This is a genomic window from Planktothrix sp. PLAVEN19ND (assembly GCF_057220675.1).
The window spans coordinates 3,222,839-3,241,529 of record NZ_CM170132.1; the positions used below are offsets into that span (position 1 = coordinate 3,222,839).

The 18,691-nt window shown below is 39.2% G+C and carries 17 protein-coding genes and 1 tRNA gene; 13 read left to right on the forward strand and 5 right to left on the reverse strand.

Annotated features, from left to right (window positions below; translation table 11 throughout):
* Nucleotides 1–83 precede the first annotated feature (83 nt).
* The 3 genes from AC2D3N_RS14265 to AC2D3N_RS14275 all read left to right on the forward strand — a co-directional run bounded on the left by AC2D3N_RS14265 (nucleotide 84) and on the right by AC2D3N_RS14275 (nucleotide 4,511).
* A complete protein-coding gene (locus tag AC2D3N_RS14265; RefSeq protein ID WP_484691242.1) occupies nucleotides 84–1,448 on the forward strand; it encodes a helix-turn-helix domain-containing protein in 1,365 nt (454 codons plus the stop codon).
* Nucleotides 1,449–1,545: 97 nt separating this feature from the next.
* Nucleotides 1,546–2,418, forward strand: a complete 873-nt coding sequence (locus AC2D3N_RS14270) for a 6-carboxytetrahydropterin synthase (protein WP_484691243.1) — start codon at nucleotides 1,546–1,548, stop codon at nucleotides 2,416–2,418.
* Between the two features lie 155 nt (nucleotides 2,419–2,573).
* Nucleotides 2,574–4,511, forward strand: a complete 1,938-nt coding sequence (locus tag AC2D3N_RS14275; protein ID WP_484691244.1) for a tetratricopeptide repeat protein — start codon at nucleotides 2,574–2,576, stop codon at nucleotides 4,509–4,511.
* A gap of 22 nt (nucleotides 4,512–4,533) precedes the next feature.
* Here the strand turns inward: AC2D3N_RS14275 and AC2D3N_RS14280 are convergent, their stop codons facing one another.
* The gene (locus tag AC2D3N_RS14280) at nucleotides 4,534–4,767 is read right to left on the reverse strand and encodes a hypothetical protein (protein ID WP_484691245.1); all 234 of its coding nucleotides are present in this window, start codon (nucleotides 4,765–4,767) and stop codon (nucleotides 4,534–4,536) included.
* 212 nt (nucleotides 4,768–4,979) lie between these two features.
* Here AC2D3N_RS14280 and AC2D3N_RS14285 point away from each other — a divergent pair, with 212 nt between their 5' ends.
* The 4 genes from AC2D3N_RS14285 to pdhA all read left to right on the forward strand — a co-directional run bounded on the left by AC2D3N_RS14285 (nucleotide 4,980) and on the right by pdhA (nucleotide 8,899).
* On the forward strand, nucleotides 4,980–5,681 hold the full coding sequence (locus tag AC2D3N_RS14285; RefSeq protein ID WP_484691246.1) for a RibD family protein: 702 nt from the start codon (nucleotides 4,980–4,982) through the stop codon (nucleotides 5,679–5,681).
* Between the two features lie 79 nt (nucleotides 5,682–5,760).
* Nucleotides 5,761–6,945 (forward strand): GNAT family N-acetyltransferase, encoded by a 1,185-nt coding sequence (locus tag AC2D3N_RS14290; RefSeq protein ID WP_484691247.1) that lies wholly within the window; start codon nucleotides 5,761–5,763, stop codon nucleotides 6,943–6,945.
* Nucleotides 6,929–7,318: a hypothetical protein gene (locus AC2D3N_RS14295; RefSeq protein WP_484691248.1), complete on the forward strand. Its 390-nt coding sequence runs from the start codon at nucleotides 6,929–6,931 to the stop codon at nucleotides 7,316–7,318. Before AC2D3N_RS14290 ends, AC2D3N_RS14295 begins: the two co-directional genes overlap by 17 nt.
* A gap of 549 nt (nucleotides 7,319–7,867) precedes the next feature.
* Nucleotides 7,868–8,899: a pyruvate dehydrogenase (acetyl-transferring) E1 component subunit alpha gene (gene pdhA / locus AC2D3N_RS14300; RefSeq protein WP_079681339.1), complete on the forward strand. Its 1,032-nt coding sequence runs from the start codon at nucleotides 7,868–7,870 to the stop codon at nucleotides 8,897–8,899.
* Between the two features lie 111 nt (nucleotides 8,900–9,010).
* Here pdhA and AC2D3N_RS14305 read toward each other — a convergent pair whose 3' ends face one another.
* From AC2D3N_RS14305 to AC2D3N_RS14320, 4 genes are all read right to left on the reverse strand, one after another.
* On the reverse strand, nucleotides 9,011–9,520 hold the full coding sequence (locus tag AC2D3N_RS14305; RefSeq protein ID WP_079681340.1) for a DUF29 family protein: 510 nt from the start codon (nucleotides 9,518–9,520) through the stop codon (nucleotides 9,011–9,013).
* A 39-nt stretch (nucleotides 9,521–9,559) separates the two neighbouring features.
* The gene (locus tag AC2D3N_RS14310) at nucleotides 9,560–10,078 is read right to left on the reverse strand and encodes an ARC6/PARC6 family protein (RefSeq protein ID WP_484691249.1); all 519 of its coding nucleotides are present in this window, start codon (nucleotides 10,076–10,078) and stop codon (nucleotides 9,560–9,562) included.
* A 122-nt stretch (nucleotides 10,079–10,200) separates the two neighbouring features.
* Complete coding sequence (locus tag AC2D3N_RS14315; RefSeq protein WP_079681342.1) at nucleotides 10,201–11,235, reverse strand: glycerate kinase; 1,035 nt, start codon at nucleotides 11,233–11,235, stop codon at nucleotides 10,201–10,203.
* A 32-nt stretch (nucleotides 11,236–11,267) separates the two neighbouring features.
* Nucleotides 11,268–11,600 (reverse strand): DUF565 domain-containing protein, encoded by a 333-nt coding sequence (locus AC2D3N_RS14320; protein WP_079681343.1) that lies wholly within the window; start codon nucleotides 11,598–11,600, stop codon nucleotides 11,268–11,270.
* A 54-nt stretch (nucleotides 11,601–11,654) separates the two neighbouring features.
* On the opposite strand from AC2D3N_RS14320, the gene AC2D3N_RS14325 reads away from it, so the two are divergent.
* The 6 genes from AC2D3N_RS14325 (at nucleotide 11,655) to AC2D3N_RS14350 (ending at nucleotide 18,683) form a co-directional block, all read left to right on the forward strand.
* The gene (locus AC2D3N_RS14325) at nucleotides 11,655–12,227 is read left to right on the forward strand and encodes a hypothetical protein (RefSeq protein ID WP_079681344.1); all 573 of its coding nucleotides are present in this window, start codon (nucleotides 11,655–11,657) and stop codon (nucleotides 12,225–12,227) included.
* 354 nt (nucleotides 12,228–12,581) lie between these two features.
* Nucleotides 12,582–14,438: an ArnT family glycosyltransferase gene (locus AC2D3N_RS14330; protein WP_484691250.1), complete on the forward strand. Its 1,857-nt coding sequence runs from the start codon at nucleotides 12,582–12,584 to the stop codon at nucleotides 14,436–14,438.
* 61 nt (nucleotides 14,439–14,499) lie between these two features.
* Complete coding sequence (locus AC2D3N_RS14335) at nucleotides 14,500–14,976, forward strand: DUF4079 domain-containing protein (protein ID WP_079681346.1); 477 nt, start codon at nucleotides 14,500–14,502, stop codon at nucleotides 14,974–14,976.
* 294 nt (nucleotides 14,977–15,270) lie between these two features.
* Nucleotides 15,271–17,721, forward strand: a complete 2,451-nt coding sequence (locus tag AC2D3N_RS14340; RefSeq protein ID WP_484691251.1) for a ComEC/Rec2 family competence protein — start codon at nucleotides 15,271–15,273, stop codon at nucleotides 17,719–17,721.
* A gap of 48 nt (nucleotides 17,722–17,769) precedes the next feature.
* Nucleotides 17,770–17,859 (forward strand) — tRNA-Ser (locus tag AC2D3N_RS14345).
* Between the two features lie 56 nt (nucleotides 17,860–17,915).
* Nucleotides 17,916–18,683, forward strand: a complete 768-nt coding sequence (locus tag AC2D3N_RS14350) for an HAD family hydrolase (protein ID WP_079681348.1) — start codon at nucleotides 17,916–17,918, stop codon at nucleotides 18,681–18,683.
* The last annotated feature ends 8 nt before the right edge of the window (nucleotides 18,684–18,691 follow it).

Here is an 18,691-nt window from a genome sequence, read left to right on the forward strand (position 1 = left end):
TTAATCTTTGTATTTGGAAAATGTTGGCAATTGTTGGTAATTGTTTAGTATAATAGGAATAATCATAAAATCTGCTATACTGTATGACTTTTGACGAAATGTTGAAACTGACTGATGATCTGGTATTTGCTAAAACAGGTCAGCACCTTAATGACTTACAGGAAAAAGTTGTACGGGGAACTATACAAGGAGAGACTTATGAAAAAATTGCGGAAGACTTTCATTGCAACGAAAGCTATGTTAGAGATATTGGATCAAAGTTATGGCATATTTTTTCCGAATCTTTAGGAGAAGAAGTTAATAAATCGAATTTAAGATCAGTCATGCAGAGGTTTCAAGTCTCTCTATTTTCAAATGTTGTACAAGATCATGTTCAAGCTGGTAGTATTAATTTTTGTGAAAAAACAAGACAACCGCCAGATATACCTAGCTCAAATTCAGATTATCAACAATCACCAACTGAAAATCACAAATTAAGTGAAATGCCAGGATTAGGTGTTTTTTATAATCGCACTTCCGAACTTGAAACCCTACAAACCTGGATTTTACAAGAACGTTGTCGCCTGATTACTATTACTGGTATCAGTGGTATTGGAAAAACCCAACTTGCGGTAAAACTTATACAAGAAATAAAACATGATTTTGAATATATTCTTTGGTACAATTTAGATCACGCCTCAACTTTTACTGAATTTCAAGCCGAATTAATAGAATTATTTTACCCAAAAACAGAAAGTGAATTAATCGCCAAAAATGGAAAGCGTTTCAAACCCATTAAATATTTACAGAAGCATCGCTGTTTAGTTGTTATTGATAATATTCATTGCCTGTTTTGTAGTAATCAACTAGCAGGACAATATCAACCAGAATATGAAGAATTTCGCTATTTATTCAAACAGATAGAAGAATTATCTCATCAAAGTTGTTTTCTGCTCATCGGTTGGGAACAACCCATAGAATTAGCTGAAATCAGAAGCTCAAATCCTAAATTTAAAACCCTAACCATTAGAGGATTAGAAACAAAAGCTATAGCAGAGTTTTTTCCAGAACAAGAATTGGGAGAATATGAAAAATTAACCCCCAGGATTCATCACTATCAAGGTAATCCATTATGGTTAAATATAATAGCAAATTTTATCCCAGAAATGGAAGATTTTGGGGATAAAATTATTGAAAATAATACTATTTTTTTACCCCAAAGTTTAAAGGATAATTTACAACAGCAATTTAATCGTTTATCTCCTCTGGAAAAACAAGTTCTATTAGAATTAGTTCAGGATGATCAACCCGTAAATTTAGCCCAACTTTTGCAAAGGAGACAAATTAATTCCTCAGATTTATTCAACGCCCTACAATCTCTATTAAGAAGGTGTTGGCTAGAAAAGCAAGACCATTTTCATTGTTTACCTGCTGTTATCAGACAATACATCACAGACCGGAATGATTGACAGTGCGGGTTTTTATTAAATCAAAGTTGAAATTATCATCAAAAAAGCTTAAAATTAAGTTTATATAAATTAACAACATCCCTCTGGCTCAGATTTTATGGAATGCGTGATCACCCGTCGGGCGCAATTTTCCGCCAGTCATCGGTATTGGTTGCCCGAATTGAGTGCCACCGAGAACTTAAAGCGGTTTGGCCCCACATCTCGCGCCCCTGGACATGGACATAACTATATTTTGTATGTGTCCATGGTCGGAGAACTCGATGAATATGGCATGGTTTTAAACCTGTCCGATGTCAAACACACCTTGAAACGGGAAGTCACCAACCATTTAGACTTTTCCTACCTGAATGATGTTTGGCCGGAATTTCAGCAAACCTTACCGACAACGGAAGCTCTGGCCCAGGCGATTTGGCATCGGTTGGCCCCCCATCTTCCCCTCACCAATATTCAGCTATTTGAACACCCCGAACTCTGGGCAGACTATCAAGGAAACGACATGGAAGCCTATCTAACTATTAGTACCCATTTTAGCGCCGCCCATCGGCTGGCCCATCCTGACCTCAGTTTTGAGGACAATTGCGAAATTTATGGCAAATGCGCCCGTCCTAACGGTCATGGTCATAATTACCATTTAGAAGTAACAGTTAAAGGGGAAGTTGATCCTCGGACGGGGATGATTGTAGACTTAGAAGGGTTACAAAGAGTGATTGATGATTATGTTGTCGAACCCTTTGATCATACGTTTTTAAACAAAGATATTCCCTATTTTTCTAAAGTTGTACCAACGGCGGAAAATATTGCGGTTCATATCCGAGATTTATTGCAAAAACCGATTCAAGATTTAGGGGCACAATTGCATAAAATTAAACTGATTGAAAGCCCGAATAATTCCTGTGAAGTGTATTGTACAAATACGGAATCTGAATCTACCCTTGCTCAAATTCAACAGCCTGTTTTAGCTCAGGTTTAAAAATTAGAAACAAAATTAGAAACCGGGTTTCTGCATTAGTCTATTACTAAAATCAATAGATCTAGTTTAGAAACCGGGTTTCTGCTGCAAAATCCTGATCACGCGGTGTCAATTCGTAAGATAGAACAGCACTCCCCCTAAACGAGTTGACACTTATGCGGTTATCGACAGTTACCCTTTTAACCTTAGCAGCCCTTGTTGCTCAAGACTCCTGTGTTGAAGCGAGTTCTAGTCCCGAACAAAATAGCAGTCCTCTCCCCAATGCTTCCGAGTTGGGTCAGCCATCCGATGCGGTCGAAATTATGGCATTAGCTCCTAGTTTAGCCGTTAGTATGCCGGAAATGATCGGCAGTCCGTCTTTTAGTGATGCGGAATATTCCTCAACAGAAGTTGTATCCTTATCGATGACTAATGTTCTGGATCAAACTTGGTTAGCAAAATTAGTTAAAATGGGTCAGGGGAAAGCCCAAAGTGCCATCACAACCCCCATTTCTGTCGCCCAAATTAGTCCGGCTTCTGCATTAAATTATGAATTTAGTCAAACCATTACCTTACTCAATACTTTATTAATTGTCGCCACATTAATCCCCAGTGTCACGATTTTATTCTTTTGGTTAGTTCGTCGCTTAATTGTAAAAGAGATTGTAATTCAAGCTCAAAAGCAGTTGAACCGGATTGATAATTTAGAATCACAATTAAAAGCCTCTAAACAGCGTTATCAACAGTTAATTAAAGAATTAGAAATACAAATAGAAACTGCTCAAGAATCCATTAATTTTTTAACCCGAGAAGCCAAACTATCTAAAGCGTCTATTGAACAAGTAGAAACCCTTAAATCCCAATTTGTATTCCGGTTACAAGCCATGATTTCTGAGGTGCAAGAGATCAAAGAGGAGTCTTTAAAAGAATTACAACAGAAACCGATAGAAACAAAAAAATCAATTTCTCTCAATGGATTATTAAAATCTTCTGAACCGGAAAAATTAGTAATTTCTCCAGTAGCTAAGGTTGATAAATCTCAGCCTGGTTCGGAGTCAATGATTGCTGATGATTATTTGAAAAAAGCCGAATCGTTAATTTTAGAAGCTAAGTTTAACGAGGCTTTAAAGTTATTAGAAAAAGCAATTGAAGCTAATGCTAATTTAGATCAAGCCTGGTATAAAAAAGCGGGTGTTTTAGTTAAATTACAACGTTATCAAGAAGCGTTATCAGACTATGATCAATGTGTGAGTTTACAACCCCAAAAATATGAAACTTGGTACAACCGAGGCAATATTTTAGTGCGGTTACAACGGTATACAGAAGCAATTGAATCCTATGACCAAGCGATTAAAATTAAACCTAATGATTATGAATCTTGGCACAATCGTGGGGCATTATTGAGAAAATTTAAACGGTTTGATGAAGCCTTAGAATCCTATAATAAAGCCTTAGAAATTGCTCCTGATAAATATGAAACCCTGCATAATCGGGGGAACGTTTTAGCAAAGTTAGAACGGTATGAAGAAGCGATCGCTTCCTATGAACAAGCGATTAAACTGAATCCCAATAAATCAGAATTATGGTTAAATCAAGCCAATGCTTTATCCGCTTTACAACGTTATCAAGAAGCCTTACAATCCTTAGAAAAAGCCTTAACTTTAAATCCTAATAACTTTGAATTATTCAAAATTCAAGGTAATATTTTAGGAAAATTAAACCAAAATCAAGAATCTTTAGAGTCCTACAAAAAAGCCATAACAATTAAACCTGATAGTTATGAAACTTGTTTTGAATGTGGAGAAATTTTAGTTAAATTACAACAATATTCAGAAGCGATCGCCCTGTATGAACAAGCGATTAATTTAAAACCCGATTCATCAGAATCCTGGCGATCTAAAGGGGTCTGTTTAGAAAAATTAGAGCAATATCCTGAAGCCTTAGCTTCCTATGATGCGGCGCTTTCTTGTCAGTCTGATGATGCGGAAACCTGGCGTTATCGAGGTTCTTTATTGTCAAAGTTAAAACAATATCCTGAAGCCATTTCCTCTTTAGGAAAAGCGATTTCTATTCAAAAAGAATTGAGAAGTACCAAAAATCATTTTGTGAGTTGATCGGGTATTTTTATCCCTTAACCTAAATTAAATTTAAGTAACTCAATCGAGCTTTAAATCTAGCTGGCTTTAAAGAATTTAGAGGTAAGGTTTCTCGGGTCAAAATCATATTTTTTAAAATAGAAAAATAAACTTCCAGAGGGTCAACGGTTTTGGGTTTAACTGGGGAATTCCATTGAGTTAAACGAGGGTTAAAACGGGATTGTAGAGTTTGACTATAAGGAGTATCAGAGAGTGGTTGAGATTGAGTTTCCATAGGTTTAACAGGGTGGTTATTACCTTTAATTGTGTTGGATAATTTTAAAAACTTTGTGCTAAAAATCTTGATATTCTGTGAATTTGATCTAGTAAATTGATGGATCAGATCAAAGATTAGAGGTGAGATCAGGCAGATTTTGAAGTGATTTTGATCACAACATCACGAAAAATCATACAGTGGGTGTATGTTGCTGATGGCGAATTTAATTTATGACTCCCCAACCCGGTGTTAACCGACCTCAAACCACGGTAATTTTAGCGATGAGTGCGGATGGTAAAATTTCCGATGAAATGCGATCGCCCGCCCGTTTTGGTTCAGAACAAGATAAACTACATTTAGAAAAACAAGTGGCACAAATGGATGGGGTTTTATTCGGTGCGGGAACATTAAACGCCTATCAAACCACTATCAAAATTAATTCTCCTCAATTATTAAAACACCGAAAACAGCACGGAAAACCTCCTCAACCCATACAAATCGTGGTGTCTGCTTCAGGAAAAATTAATCCGAATTTACGTTTTTTTCAACAATCTGTTCCCCATTGGTTACTAACCACAAATCAGGGTCAAAAATTATGGCATAATACCCCAGGGTTTGAAAATATAATTATTGCTGATAATAATCATCATCAAATTAACTGGAGTATGGCTTTTGAACAATTGCAAAAATTAGGCTTAAATAAGTTAGGAATATTAGGAGGAGGTCAACTGGTGGCTTCCCTCTTAAAACACAACCTAATTGATCAATTCTGGTTAACCATTTGTCCCTTAATTTTAAGTGGTAAAAATTCTCCCACCCCCGCCGATGGGGAGGGCTTTTTATCCTCCGTGGCTCCTCGTTTGCAATTATTGGAGGTAAAAACCCTGGGACAAGAAGTATTTTTACATTATCAAGTATTAACTGACCGATAATCCTGTCCTTTCCCATTTTTGTAAAAATTCGATTACCCTAAATATTGAAGAATGCGTCGCTGATCATTTTTGAAACAACATGGTAAAACCCTTAACTTCCGCCTATTCCACCCGTTGGATTAATACGGTTGCCGAAGTCCCTCAAACGGCCTGGGATGCCCTGGCCCAACCCTTAATCACACCCTTTTTTGAATGGGATTGGTTACATAATATTGAATCCTCGGGAAGTGCCACCGGACGCACGGGTTGGTTACCCCATCATTTAACCGTATGGCGGGATCAACAATTGGTGGGAATTGCGCCTTTATATGTAAAAGGGCATAGTCGCGGGGAATTTGTCTTTGATAATCAATGGGCGGATGTGGCCCATCAATTAGGGATTCAATATTATCCCAAACTCTTAGGAATGTCACCGTTTACCCCCGCCGAAGGTTATCGATTTCTGATCGCGCCAGGGGAAGATGAAGAAGAAATTACGGGGTTAATGGTACATTCCATTGATCAATTTTGCATTGAAAATAAAATTTCTGGCTGCAATTTTCTCTATGTTGATCCTGAGTGGAAACCGATGTTAGAAAAATTTGGGTTTGCCTCTTGGTTACACCATAGTTATATTTGGAAAAATCAAGAATATGAAAGTTTTGATGATTATTTAAAAGGGTTTAATGCTAATCAGAGACGCAATATTAAACGGGAACGGAAAGCCGTTACCCAAGCCGGATTAAACTTACAAACCTACACAGGAGATCAAATTCCAAAAGCATTTTTTTCGGAAATGTATCAGTTTTATGCTAGTACCTGTGATAAGTTTGGTTGGTGGGGAAGTAAATATTTAACCCGCAGGTTTTTTGAACAATTACATCATAATTATCGGCATCGGGTGTTATTTGTTGCGGCGTTTGATGATACCACCCAACATCAACCCATGGGAATGTCGTTTTGTTTAACCAAAGGCGATCGTTTATATGGTCGCTATTGGGGAAGTGTTCAAGATATTGATTGTTTACATTTTGATGCTTGTTATTATTCTCCCATTCAATGGGCAATTGAAAACAAAATTTCTCTATTTGATCCGGGAGCAGGGGGACGACATAAAAAACGTCGCGGTTTTCCCGCCACACCCAATTATAGTTTGCATCGATTCTATGATCAACGTTTAGCTCAGATTTTAAAGTCTTATATCGGACGAATTAACGAGATGGAACAACAGGAAATTGATCATGTTAATCAGGATTTACCTTTTAATAATGATAAATCAGATTGACAAATTCCCTAATTATTTTAATATTACCCCAACCGTAGGGGCGGGTTCGCGTCAAAATTTGTCAATTAGCAGAAATTCTAATAAACCCGCCCTCTTAATTAGAAACCGGGTTTATTGGGTTTTTGCGATCGCCTTCGGGGCGGGTTTATCAAGATTTGGGTGGGGTGGCGGAGATGGTCTCGAACCCGCCCCTACGATATGGGGATTTGATCATATAAGAAAGTTTTTGCGATCGCCTTCGGGGCGGGTTTATCAAGATTTGGGTGGGGTGGCAGAGATGGTCTCGAACCCGCCCCTACGATATGGGGATTTGGTAATAGGAGAAACTTTGTTAATTAACAGAAATCTCAATAAACTCGCCCACTTAACTTAATTAGAAACCGGGTTTCTTGGGTTTTTGCGATCGCCTTCGGGGCGGGTTTATCAAGATTTGGGTGGGGTGGCAGAGATGGTCTCGAACCCGCCCCTACGATATGGGGATTTGGTAATAGGAGAAACTTTGTTAATTAACAGAAATCTCAATAAAATCGCCCTCTTAACTTAATTAGAAACCGGGTTTCTTGGGTTTTTGCCATCGCCTTCGGGACGGGTTTATCAAGATTTGGGTGGGGTGGCAGAGATGGTCTCGAACCCGCCCCTACGATATGGGGATTTGGTAATAGGAGAAACTTTGTTAATTAACAGAAATCTCAATAAACCCGCCCTCTCAAATTAATTAGAAACCGGGTTTATTGGGTTTTTGCCATCGCCTTCGGGACGGGTTTATCAAGATTTGGGTGGGGTGGCAGAGATGGTCTCGAACCCGCCCCTACGATATGGGGATTTGGTAATAGGAGAAACTTTGTTAATTAACAGAAATCTCAATAAACCCGCCCCCAACCTGTAAAATAGAATCTCAAATTGGTACAGGTAATTGGAAAAAATGGTACAGGAACGCACGTTACCGACGTTTAAGGCGGATGCAAATGCTGTAACCCGTGATGAGGGGTTAATGCTGTATGAGGATATGGTGCTGGGGCGGCTATTTGAAGATAAATGTGCCGAGATGTATTATCGGGGCAAAATGTTCGGTTTTGTCCACCTGTACAACGGTCAAGAAGCCGTGGCCACGGGGATGATCCGGGCGGGTCGCCGGGATGAGGATTATGTTTGTAGTACCTATCGGGATCACGTTCATGCTTTGAGTGCGGGGGTTCCACCCCGGGAAGTCATGGCGGAATTATTTGGTAAGGCTACGGGCTGTTCTAAGGGTCGGGGCGGCTCAATGCACCTATTTTCCTCAGCCCATAATTTATTAGGGGGGTTTGCCTTTGTTGCTGAGGGAATTCCGGTGGCTACAGGTGCGGCTTTTCAAACCAAATACCGCAGGGAAGCGATGAATGATCCGAATGCGGATCAGGTAACGATGTGCTTTTTTGGCGATGGGGCTTGCAATAACGGCCAATTCTATGAATGTTTGAATATGGCGGCATTATGGAATTTGCCGATTATTTATGTGGTAGAGAATAATAAATGGGCGATCGGGATGGCCCATGACCGGGCAACCTCTGACCCGGAAATCTACAAAAAAGGCCCAGCTTTTGGAATGCCGGGGTATGAAGTTGATGGGATGGATGTTTTGGCGGTTAGGGAAGTGGCGAAAAAGGCTGTTGCTCGTGCCCGGGCGGGTGAAGGCCCAACTTTAGTGGAAGCTTTAACCTATCGTTTTCGGGGACATTCTTTGGCTGATCCCGATGAATTACGCGATAAAGAGGAGAAGGAATTCTGGTTTGCCCGTGATCCAATTAAAAAATTTGCCGCCCATTTAACGGAACACAATTTGGCAACCCCGGAGGAATTGAAAGCTATTGATCAGCAAGTTCAAGCCATTATTGATGATGCGGTAGAATTTGCCCAAAGCAGCCCGGAACCTGATCCGAAAGAGTTATACCGTTATATTTATGCCGATGATTAATAAACTATAGAATCAGGAATTAAAACGGCATATTATTTCTGTAGGGGCGGGTTAAAAAAATTTATAATAGCAATTATTGATTGTACTAAACCCGCCTTTTTTATCAGATTATTAATTTTTCCAAGCGGTGCCTCCAGGTAATTCTATTAAGGTTTGATCAACTTGAGCAGCTAATTCTTTAGCCGGATAACGATAGGTTAAATCGAGTAAACTTTGAGATTTCATTAAAATTGAATCTCGTTCTACTATTTCTGATAATTTAAACGGGGTATAGGTTCCATTCATGACTTCAACACTGGCATCTCGAATGGCATCTTCCAAGCTATCTTCTAACCAAGTTTGCCATTCATCTTGTTGAATATAATAGGATTTTTTATTATCTTTAAGATTAAGTTTTTGGATTTCTCTAATAGAACCTCGGATAGAAGCGGCCCAAGAATTGGTTAATCTTTGTTCAATTTGATTTTTAATTAAATGAATCAACAGTCTAAGTAAATAAGACTGAATATTGCGTAAAATAGCTTGTTTTCCCATTCCTTCCAATTCATCAATAATCATTAACGCTTGGTCATAGCGTTGTGCTTCGATGCAATTTCTTAAATCAATCAGTTCTTGTACCATAGTAAATTTCTGCAAATGCGATCGCGATTCTTTAAACTTTTAACTCATAACTTGAGAGTTGGCAATTTTCCAAATTCCATCCCAATATTCTAAATTATAACGCACTAATTTGGTATTAAAGCTACTTTCAATAATTTTTCCATTTTTGTATAGGGTTGTATCTTCGGTAACTTTAACTTCTATGGTAGCTTTATTTCCCGATGCTGCAAATCGTTCTACGGATTCAACTTTCTGGACTCCATATTGATAATAAGCATTATTTTCTAGTAAAAAATTAATTGCTTTTAAGCTGTCAGCATATAATACACCCGTAGTTAAATCTCCGAGCATTGCCCGGTCAAAGGGGGAGGCAAAAATTTGGGATTTGGCATTTAACCATTGAGTGACTAAATCGGCAGCTTTTCCAATGGTTATTGTTTCGGTATTTTGAGTGATTTGATTCACAATAGGCGAATAGTCTAAACCCACGGGTTGATTTTTGATGGGGGTTTGGGCTTCAACTATTTGACTAATACCAAAGGAGAAAATGAAAGTTAAGGTCAATAGAGTTGTTTTCATAATAGGTAAATAGGGATCACGGATTTAAGAGGATTTCACGGATTTCACGGATTTTAATTTGTGTTAATCTGCATAATCCTCATTGGAAAGGGAGATTTAGGGGGATCTAATCTCGGAGGTAATCATAGATTAACCTGATAAACATTCCCGATAGAATGATCGGGATTAATGTCTGTAATTAAATCTACAAATCCAGGATTTTCCATTAAGGAGTTTATAAATAATTCGGGATGTAAGGCTTTCCAGAAATAATCAACAAATTGACTAATTTCTCCATCGGTCATCCCCGATTTTCCTGTGTCAATCATATCATGTTCGGCTTGGATTCGCCACTGTTTTGATAAGCGATAATCTACAGGATTTAAAATTAGTAACCGATCCAATTTTTCCCATAATGGAATATATTCATTTAACTGTTGATTCATGTCCCGAGCAAATTGTTGATCCAAGGGAGTAATAATTGGAATCGGGGCAAAATCAAACAGTTGGGGATCAATTGGTCTACAGCCTACAAACCAACCTTCAAATAAAATAACATCAATTCCGGTAACGAATTCGGGGGAAATGCGATCGCCTGCCCCCTGCCATAATGACTTATCAAACCGAGGAATAGCGATGGTTTGATCGGGCAAGGGTTGACGTAATTGTTCTAAAACCTGGATTCCCAATTCCAGATCATGGGTTCCTGGTGGCCCTCGCCAAATTAAACGCGGATCAGCCTTTTGTAACTGTTGACGTTCTGAATAAGTTTTATAGAGATCATCTAAGGATAAGCTAAGTGTGTCATAGTGAAAAAGAGACAGAATGTAAGTTAAGACTTTCCCTAGGGTTGTTTTTCCCGTGCCTTGCCCTCCTAATATTCCCTGAACCAGAGGACGACCTAACTGTCGGCGATGTTCAGCCAGTTGGGTTGCTAAGGGTAGCCAAAATTTCCATAGGGTTTCTAGCTGTTCAAATAACAGAGGAAACTCAATCTTTTTCTGTTGAAGTTGACAGAATAGACGGGATCGGGCTTCTATCCTCACCCTAACATTTTCCGGTGTAATTCCAAAGGCATTTGAACGTTGATGATCAGACAGTTCCCATTGTTCTAAAACTTTTAAATCTGAGGAATGGGGTTTTTGTCCATTTCTCCAAGCTTTGAGAATTTCAATCATAGACCGTTCTAATTCTATTCAATGAATTTTTATTATGAACCTAACATTGAGGCTAATAAAAATAACCCATAACTCAAACCAATTTTGAGGGCATTTAGGTTTTCTACCCAAAAAGATTGTCGCAAACGGGGGGAACTACTGTATGCCAACCAGTTTATTCCTTCAACCAGGATAGATACCACTAAAGCCACCGTCACATCCAAGCGCGCCTTTTGTCCAGTTACTGCGACAATGCCCAGTGCGAGGAAGATCCCAAACAGCAGACTAATGATTAGCAGCGAAATCCGTCGCCAAGGATTCATTAACAATCGCCCTACCTGGGCATTAATTACATTGAAAAGTCGATTGAGACGGGTATTTTGCATAAAACAGAATGTGAATTGTAGTGGGATTAATGATCTAATTTAAAGCAAAAGATTATGAAAGCTAAACTTTATCCAGCCTTTCTAATTACTGGAATAATTTTATTAACTTTAATTAGTTTAAGGCAATTCCTATTTCGCTATTGTATCCTGTCAACCCAGCGCAAATCCCCGGAAGCGGAGGTTGTGTCGGTTTCGGCTTCCTCGTCCACTTTTGCTGAACCCTCTGTTCCCAGACCTTCTGTCCCGACTAGAACCCTGTCTCTGAGCCCCGGGATAATTCCTCCAAAACTGTCTTTGCCTCCACTGTCAAAAAGCTATCACCAAGGGTCATTTCGAGTCAGTAACCTGACGGAACATCCGGTGCGTGTGGCCCTACTCAGTCGTTCAGCCCCGAATATCACAGAACCTGTCCACTGGGATTTTGCCCCAGCCGAGGGCAGCAGGGAGGGTTTGATTTTATCCCTTCCCCAAGAAGATTTAATCCTCAAATCCGGTGATATCTTGGTGGTTTTTGCTCCTGATGGTTCTCGCTATTACTGGGGGCCTTATATTGTCGGGGAAACCTCCCTTCCGGCTTGGAATCCCCAAGACCAGGAATGGGAATTGGTGATTAAACCGACCCCATGAAGAAATAATTGTGGAGATGAATGTGGATTCGTTTTTTGTACCAGTGATCCATCTCCTTCCCGAACTCCGTTCTATCTGCGGCAAGGCAAAAAGCCTACTTCTGTTGTGTTTAGCCTGTCTGTTCCGAAACAGTCGGTGGGTCAGTGACCAGGCCAATGATACCACAAATTTTGTATTTTTTTATTTTTTTTGTGGGATCGAATTGACTCAGGCAGCAATCTTCCTAATGATGTGGGTATTCTTGCTCCCGTGTACGATAATAACTAATTGATATATTGACTTCAGTGTTAGTTAATTAACACATCAACAGTAAACTGTCAATATCTCAATCGTTAATATCTGCATTTTTAGCCAATGAAATCAAGTTCAAATCGAAAGACTCCCACCCTTTTTTCATCTCTGATCAAAACTCCTATATTCCCTTGGCTAGTTTTTATTTTAGGTTTAGGTTTAATCGGTTTCCTGGCTTTTTTTTGGAACTTAGGAACTGCGGGTTTACTGGATGAAACAGAACCTCTATTTGCGGAAGCCTCCCGTCAAATGTTGGTAACTGGGGATTGGATTACTCCCTATTTTAATGAAGAAACCCGTTTCGATAAGCCCCCATTAATTTATTGGTTAATGGCAATTTCCTATCAGATAGTTGGGGTGAATGAATGGGGAGTCCGTCTTCCTTCGGCATTTTCTGGTTTTTTTCTCGTCTGTTTAGGATTTTATACTTTAAGTTATTACGTCCAACAAACCCAATTTTATCCCATAAAAGATGCTCAAAAACAAGATTTTATTTCTCCATGGACTCAACCCGATTTTAGAAAGATTGTTTTACATCCTTTACCTTGGATGGGGGCTGTATTAATCGCATTTAATCCAGGAATTCTGGCTTGGGCAAGAATTGGGGTTTCGGATATGTTATTAACCGGGTGTTTGGGTTCGGCATTATTAGCTTTTTTTCTGGGATATGCCAAGTCAGAATTGCAGGAAGGGGAAGATTTACCTCCTGGTTGGAATTCTTCTCAGATTTGGTATTTGGCTTTTTATATTTTAACCGCTTTAGCTGTTTTGACAAAAGGCCCGGTGGGGATTGTTTTACCGATTTTAATTATTGGTTCATTTTTAATTTATTTGGGGGAATGGCGCCAAGTTTTAAAAGAAATGGGGTTATTGAAGGGAAGTTTAATTTTTTTGGTGATTACAATTCCTTGGTATATTTTAGTAATTTTAGTTAATGGTCAAAACTATATTAACTCTTTTTTTGGTTATCATAATTTTCAACGATTTACCACCGTTGTAAATCACCATTCTGCACCTTGGTATTTCTATTTTATTGTGGTTTTAGTCGGGTTTGCTCCATTTTCTGTCTATTTACCCCTGGCGATCGCTTCCACAAAATTTTGGAAACGTCGCTATTGGCAACATCAAACTCGAATTGAACAACTCCAATTATTTGCTATTTTTTGGTTCAGTGGAGTTTTTCTGTTTTTCACCCTAGCGGTTACTAAACTTCCTAGTTATATTTTGCCCCTGATTCCTGCCTCAGTTTTATTAGTATCTTTATTTTGGAATAAAAATATTATCTCTAAAAATAGATTTAAAAAAAATAAATTTAATTTCACAAATACTTCTATTTTGATTAATATTGTATTTGTTTTTATCGCCTCTATCGGAAGTTATTTTAGTAAAAATTTAATTGGATATGATGCAGATATGCCGGATTTTAGAGGGGATTTACAAGCCTCTGGAATTCCAAATATATCGGCTTTAATTTGGGCTATCACAACATTGGGAATCGCCCTAAGTTGGTGGAAAGGTCGAATTTCATCCATTTTTATAGTTAATATTTTAGGGTTTATTAGTTTTTTTATTTGGGCGGTGACTCCCACCTATAGTTTACTCGATCAACATCGACAAGAACCCTTACGACACCTAGCCCAAACCGTCGTACAACAGCGAAAATTAGGGGAAGAATTAATTATGATTGGTTTCAAAAAACCCAGTTTAGTTTTTTATACTCAATATCGAGTTAAATACCATCCTGAACCCTGGGATACTATGGCCTACATTCATAACCCATCCGTTCAAAAGTCTTTGCCTCAAACTCTTTTAATTTTGGCACATCCCCAAGAATTAATTGATCTAGGATTAAAACCTGATCAATATCAAATTGTAGATCAAGCGGGTGCTTATCAACTCATTCGTGTTCATAAAACCTAATTCGGTACCTAATTGTCCTAAACTGAACTATGGAAATCTAATCGGCTTTTGAACAGAAAATATGAGTTTAGTTGAACTTTTAGAACCCATTGCTAATCTATTTCGGGGTTTGGGTATTCCTGAACCTATCACCCATTGGGGACATCCGGTGATGATGGGAACCGTTATTTTTACGATGGGGAGTTATGTGGGTTGGACGGGATGGCGCGGACGTCTAGCCGCAGATAAGGAAGTCGCCTTAAAAAATCGTGCTGACCACCGAAAACTTGCCCCTTTAATGTTTTTGTTTTTGGCTTTAGGTTACACGGGAGGTTTATTATCTTTAGTCATGCAAAAACAACCCATTTTAGAAAGTCCTCACTTTTGGACAGGAACAATATTATTAGGATTGTTATTAACTAATAGTCTGATTGCTTTTACCGGATTTAACAAAGATAACTCGGGTTTTAGGGCGACCCATGCTTATATTGGAACCGTTATCTTAGGATTAATGTTAGTCCATACCGTTTTAGGTTTAAAGTTAGGGCTTTCTATCTAAAATAGTTCACTGTTTTTGCTTGTTGAGGTGTGGGAAGTTTTGAAGTGTTAAGCTATTAAGGTGTTGTATTCAGCGACGCACCACTTACTCCCCTTACTCCCCCTGCTCCCCCTGCCCCCTGCCCCCTGCTCCCCCTGCTCCCCCTGCTCCCCCTGCTCCCCCTGCTCCCCCTGCTCCCCCTGCTCCCCCTGCTCCCCCTGCCCCCTGCCCCCTGCTCCCCCTGCTCCCCCTGCTCCCCCTGCTCCCCCTGCTCCCCCTGCTCCCCCTGCTCCCTGCTCCCTATTTCATCACATCATGAATCAGACGGTGATTTTAATTCTAGCTTTTGCTTATCTCTTGGGTTTGCTAGTGGGTGTAATTCCTGGGGGAAATTATGCAATATTAGGCTTAGGAATTATATTGGCAATAGCCACCGCCCTAAAACAAGTTTATCAACAGAAACAATCTCGCCAAGCTCGAATTAAACAATTTATTCAGCAAAAACAAACCCGCAAAGATGCCCTAACCGAGCCGATTGAATTTGCGGATAAAATTCCTAAAATCCCCCGACCTAAGTTGCCTTTTTGGGTATGGTTATTAGCCGGAATTATTGCTTTTTTAGCCAGTATTTATTTACAAATCAGAACCCCTCAACCCGCGACCCATGATATTAGTCAGTTAATTATTAATAGTGGAAATAGCCAAGATTTATTAATTACGGTTCGGGGAGAAGTGACTAGTATTCCTCGGTTGACTCGTTCGGGACGGGGACAATTTTGGTTACAGGTGCATCAAGTTAATGAAATTACTAATAATAATACTCCGATCGCCGTGAGTAAAGATGTCAGTGGTTTGGTTTATGTGACTGTTCCAATATTAAAAGCGACGGGATTATATCCGGGGGAAAGTATCGCCATTACCGGAAGTTTATACAAACCTCAACCCCCTTCTAACCCAGGAGGATTCGATTTTCAAAACTATCTGGCTCAACAGGGATCATTTACCGGACTTCGAGGACGTTATATTAGTCATGATGATAGTCAACCGTCTCCTTGGGGACTGTGGAAAATTCGCCAACGGATTACCCGCGCTCAAGCTCAATTATTAGGAGTTCCCAAAGGTTCCCTATTAAGCGCGATGGTCTTAGGACGTTTAGCTGTTGATTTACCCTACGATATTAGAGATATTTTTGTTCAAGTTGGACTCGCTCATATTCTAGCGGCTTCGGGATTTCAAGTATCATTTTTATTGGGAGTTATTTTATCTATAACTCAAAGGTTTTCCCCGACCGTTAGATTTAGTTTGGGATTATTAACTTTACTGATTTATTTGGGATTAACGGGAATTTCCCCTTCGGTATTACGAGCAACATTAATGGGTTTGGCGGTATTAATTGCCCTATTAACCCAACGTCAAACCAAACCTTTAAACGTATTATTAATCGTCGCTATTTTATTATTAATTGCTAATCCGACTTGGATTTTTGATATTGGATTTCAACTCAGTTTTTTAGCCACTTTAGGATTAATGGTTACGGTTCCTGCCTTAATGGAACGGTTAAATTGGATGCCCCCTTTCTTCGCGTCCTTAATTGCTGTTCCTTTATCAGCAATGATCTGGACATTGCCTTTGCAACTCTATTTTTTTAAAGTATTATCTCCCTATAGTATTCTGGTTAATATTATCGCATCTCCCCTGATTTCTATTATCACTTTAGGAGGGATGGCGGGTGCATTATCTGCCTTATTTTTGCCCAGTTTGGGAAGTGCGATCGCCCAATTTCTTGATTATCCGATTTTAGGTTTAATAGAAATTGCTAAATATTTTAGTCAGCTTCCGGGAAATTCGATTGCCGTGGGCAGTATTTCCCTAATTCAGTTGATCAGTCTTTATAGTTTAGTTCTGGCAATCTGGGCTTATTTTACTTTAATTAACCCTGAATCAAACCTCCAGTTTTCCAGATCAAAAAAAGGGTTGATTCCCATTATATTTGCCGTCACCTTGGCCGTATTCATAGTCATTTTACCCAGTTGGTATACTAAAACCCTACGGTTTCAAGCCACCCTTCTGAGTACCCCTCAAGAACCGATTTTAGTGATTGAAGAAAAAGGACAAGTTACCTTGATCAATAGTGGCAGTCAGAACACCGCTAAATTTGCCGTTTTACCCTTTTTAAATGCCCAGGGGATTAATGCTATTAATAACGCCGTGGCGACCCATTCTCAACTGGGTTTAAGTATTGGTTGGCCGTTAATTTTAGAAAATATTCCGATTCAAACTTTTTATGATAATCCTACTCCGAAAAAAAACTATCAAGCCACTAATGAAATCATTCTAAAAGCCTTAGCCCAACAAAAAGGAAATTATGTTTCCCTAACTGTCGGTCAACCCATTATGTTAGGTTCTGTAGAATTGGAGTTATTAAGTGCTCAACCTCCGGTAATTCAATTTAAAATTGGTCAAAATCTTTGGACATTATTGGGAGAAACTTCCATCTCCCAACAACAACAGTTGATTCAAAAGCTCAGGTCAACTCAGGTATTATGGTGGTCGGGAGAATCTTTAACCCCGGAACTTTTATCCGTATTAACACCTAAAATTGCGATCGCTTCTTCCAATTCTATTGATCCGAAAACCGTAGAAACCCTAAATCAACAGCAAACTCAAATCTTCTGGACGGGTCGAGATGGGGCCTTGAGATGGACGCCGACCCAGGGTTTTGAAACAACTTTAGATTTTGATCAAACAGATGGTTCCTTTCTTTGATATACTTAAAAAAGTGGTTTAGAATCAGATCTAGATCATTTCTAACTTGGAGAGGTGGCAGAGTTGGTCGAATGCGACACACTCGAAATGTGTTAGGGGCTTTACGGTTCCTCGTGGGTTCGAATCCCACCCTCTCCGTTTTTCGGGCCCCCTATCGTTAAAATATTTGAATCACTGATAGAGGGGTTGTGTCCATGTCCTTAACGCCATTGAGCGAAGCCATACAAGCCAATGCACTCGATAATATTCGTCTAATTGCAACGGATGTCGATGGCACTTTAACCCAAAACGGAAAATTTACCCCGGATTTATTCCAGGCTTTGTTTGCATTAAAACAGGCTAAAATTCCGGTAATTTTAATTACAGGACGGTCGGCGGGATGGGTACAAGCCTTAAAACATTATCTTCCGGTGACAGGTGCGATCGCGGAAAATGGCGGTTTATATTATCCCGTGGAGTCCGACCAGCCACAATTTTTAATCCCTTTAAATTCCCTATCCCAACATCGGCAAAATTTAGCCCTAGGGTTTCAAATTCTTCAAGTTCAATATCCCCATCTCCAGGCTTCCGCCGATAATCCTTTTCGGTTTACAGATTGGACATTTGATATTCAAAATATTAGTTTATCGGAAATTCAACAATTAACAGAACTCTGTGCAGAATTGGGTTGGGGATTTACCTATAGCACTGTTCAAGGTCATATTAAACCTCAAAACCAAGACAAAGCCACGGGATTATTAAAGGTTATTCAGCACTATTGGTCAGACTTAACCCCGGAACAAATTCTTACTATTGGCGATAGTCCTAATGATCAAACTCTATTTAATTCTGAGTTATTTCCTCAGTCTATTGGAGTTGCTAATCTATTAGAATATAGGGATCAATTAACCCATAAACCCCGTTATATTACCGCAGGTTTAGAAGTTGAAGGATTTTGTCAAATTGCGAAAGTTTTTAATTGATAATAGTG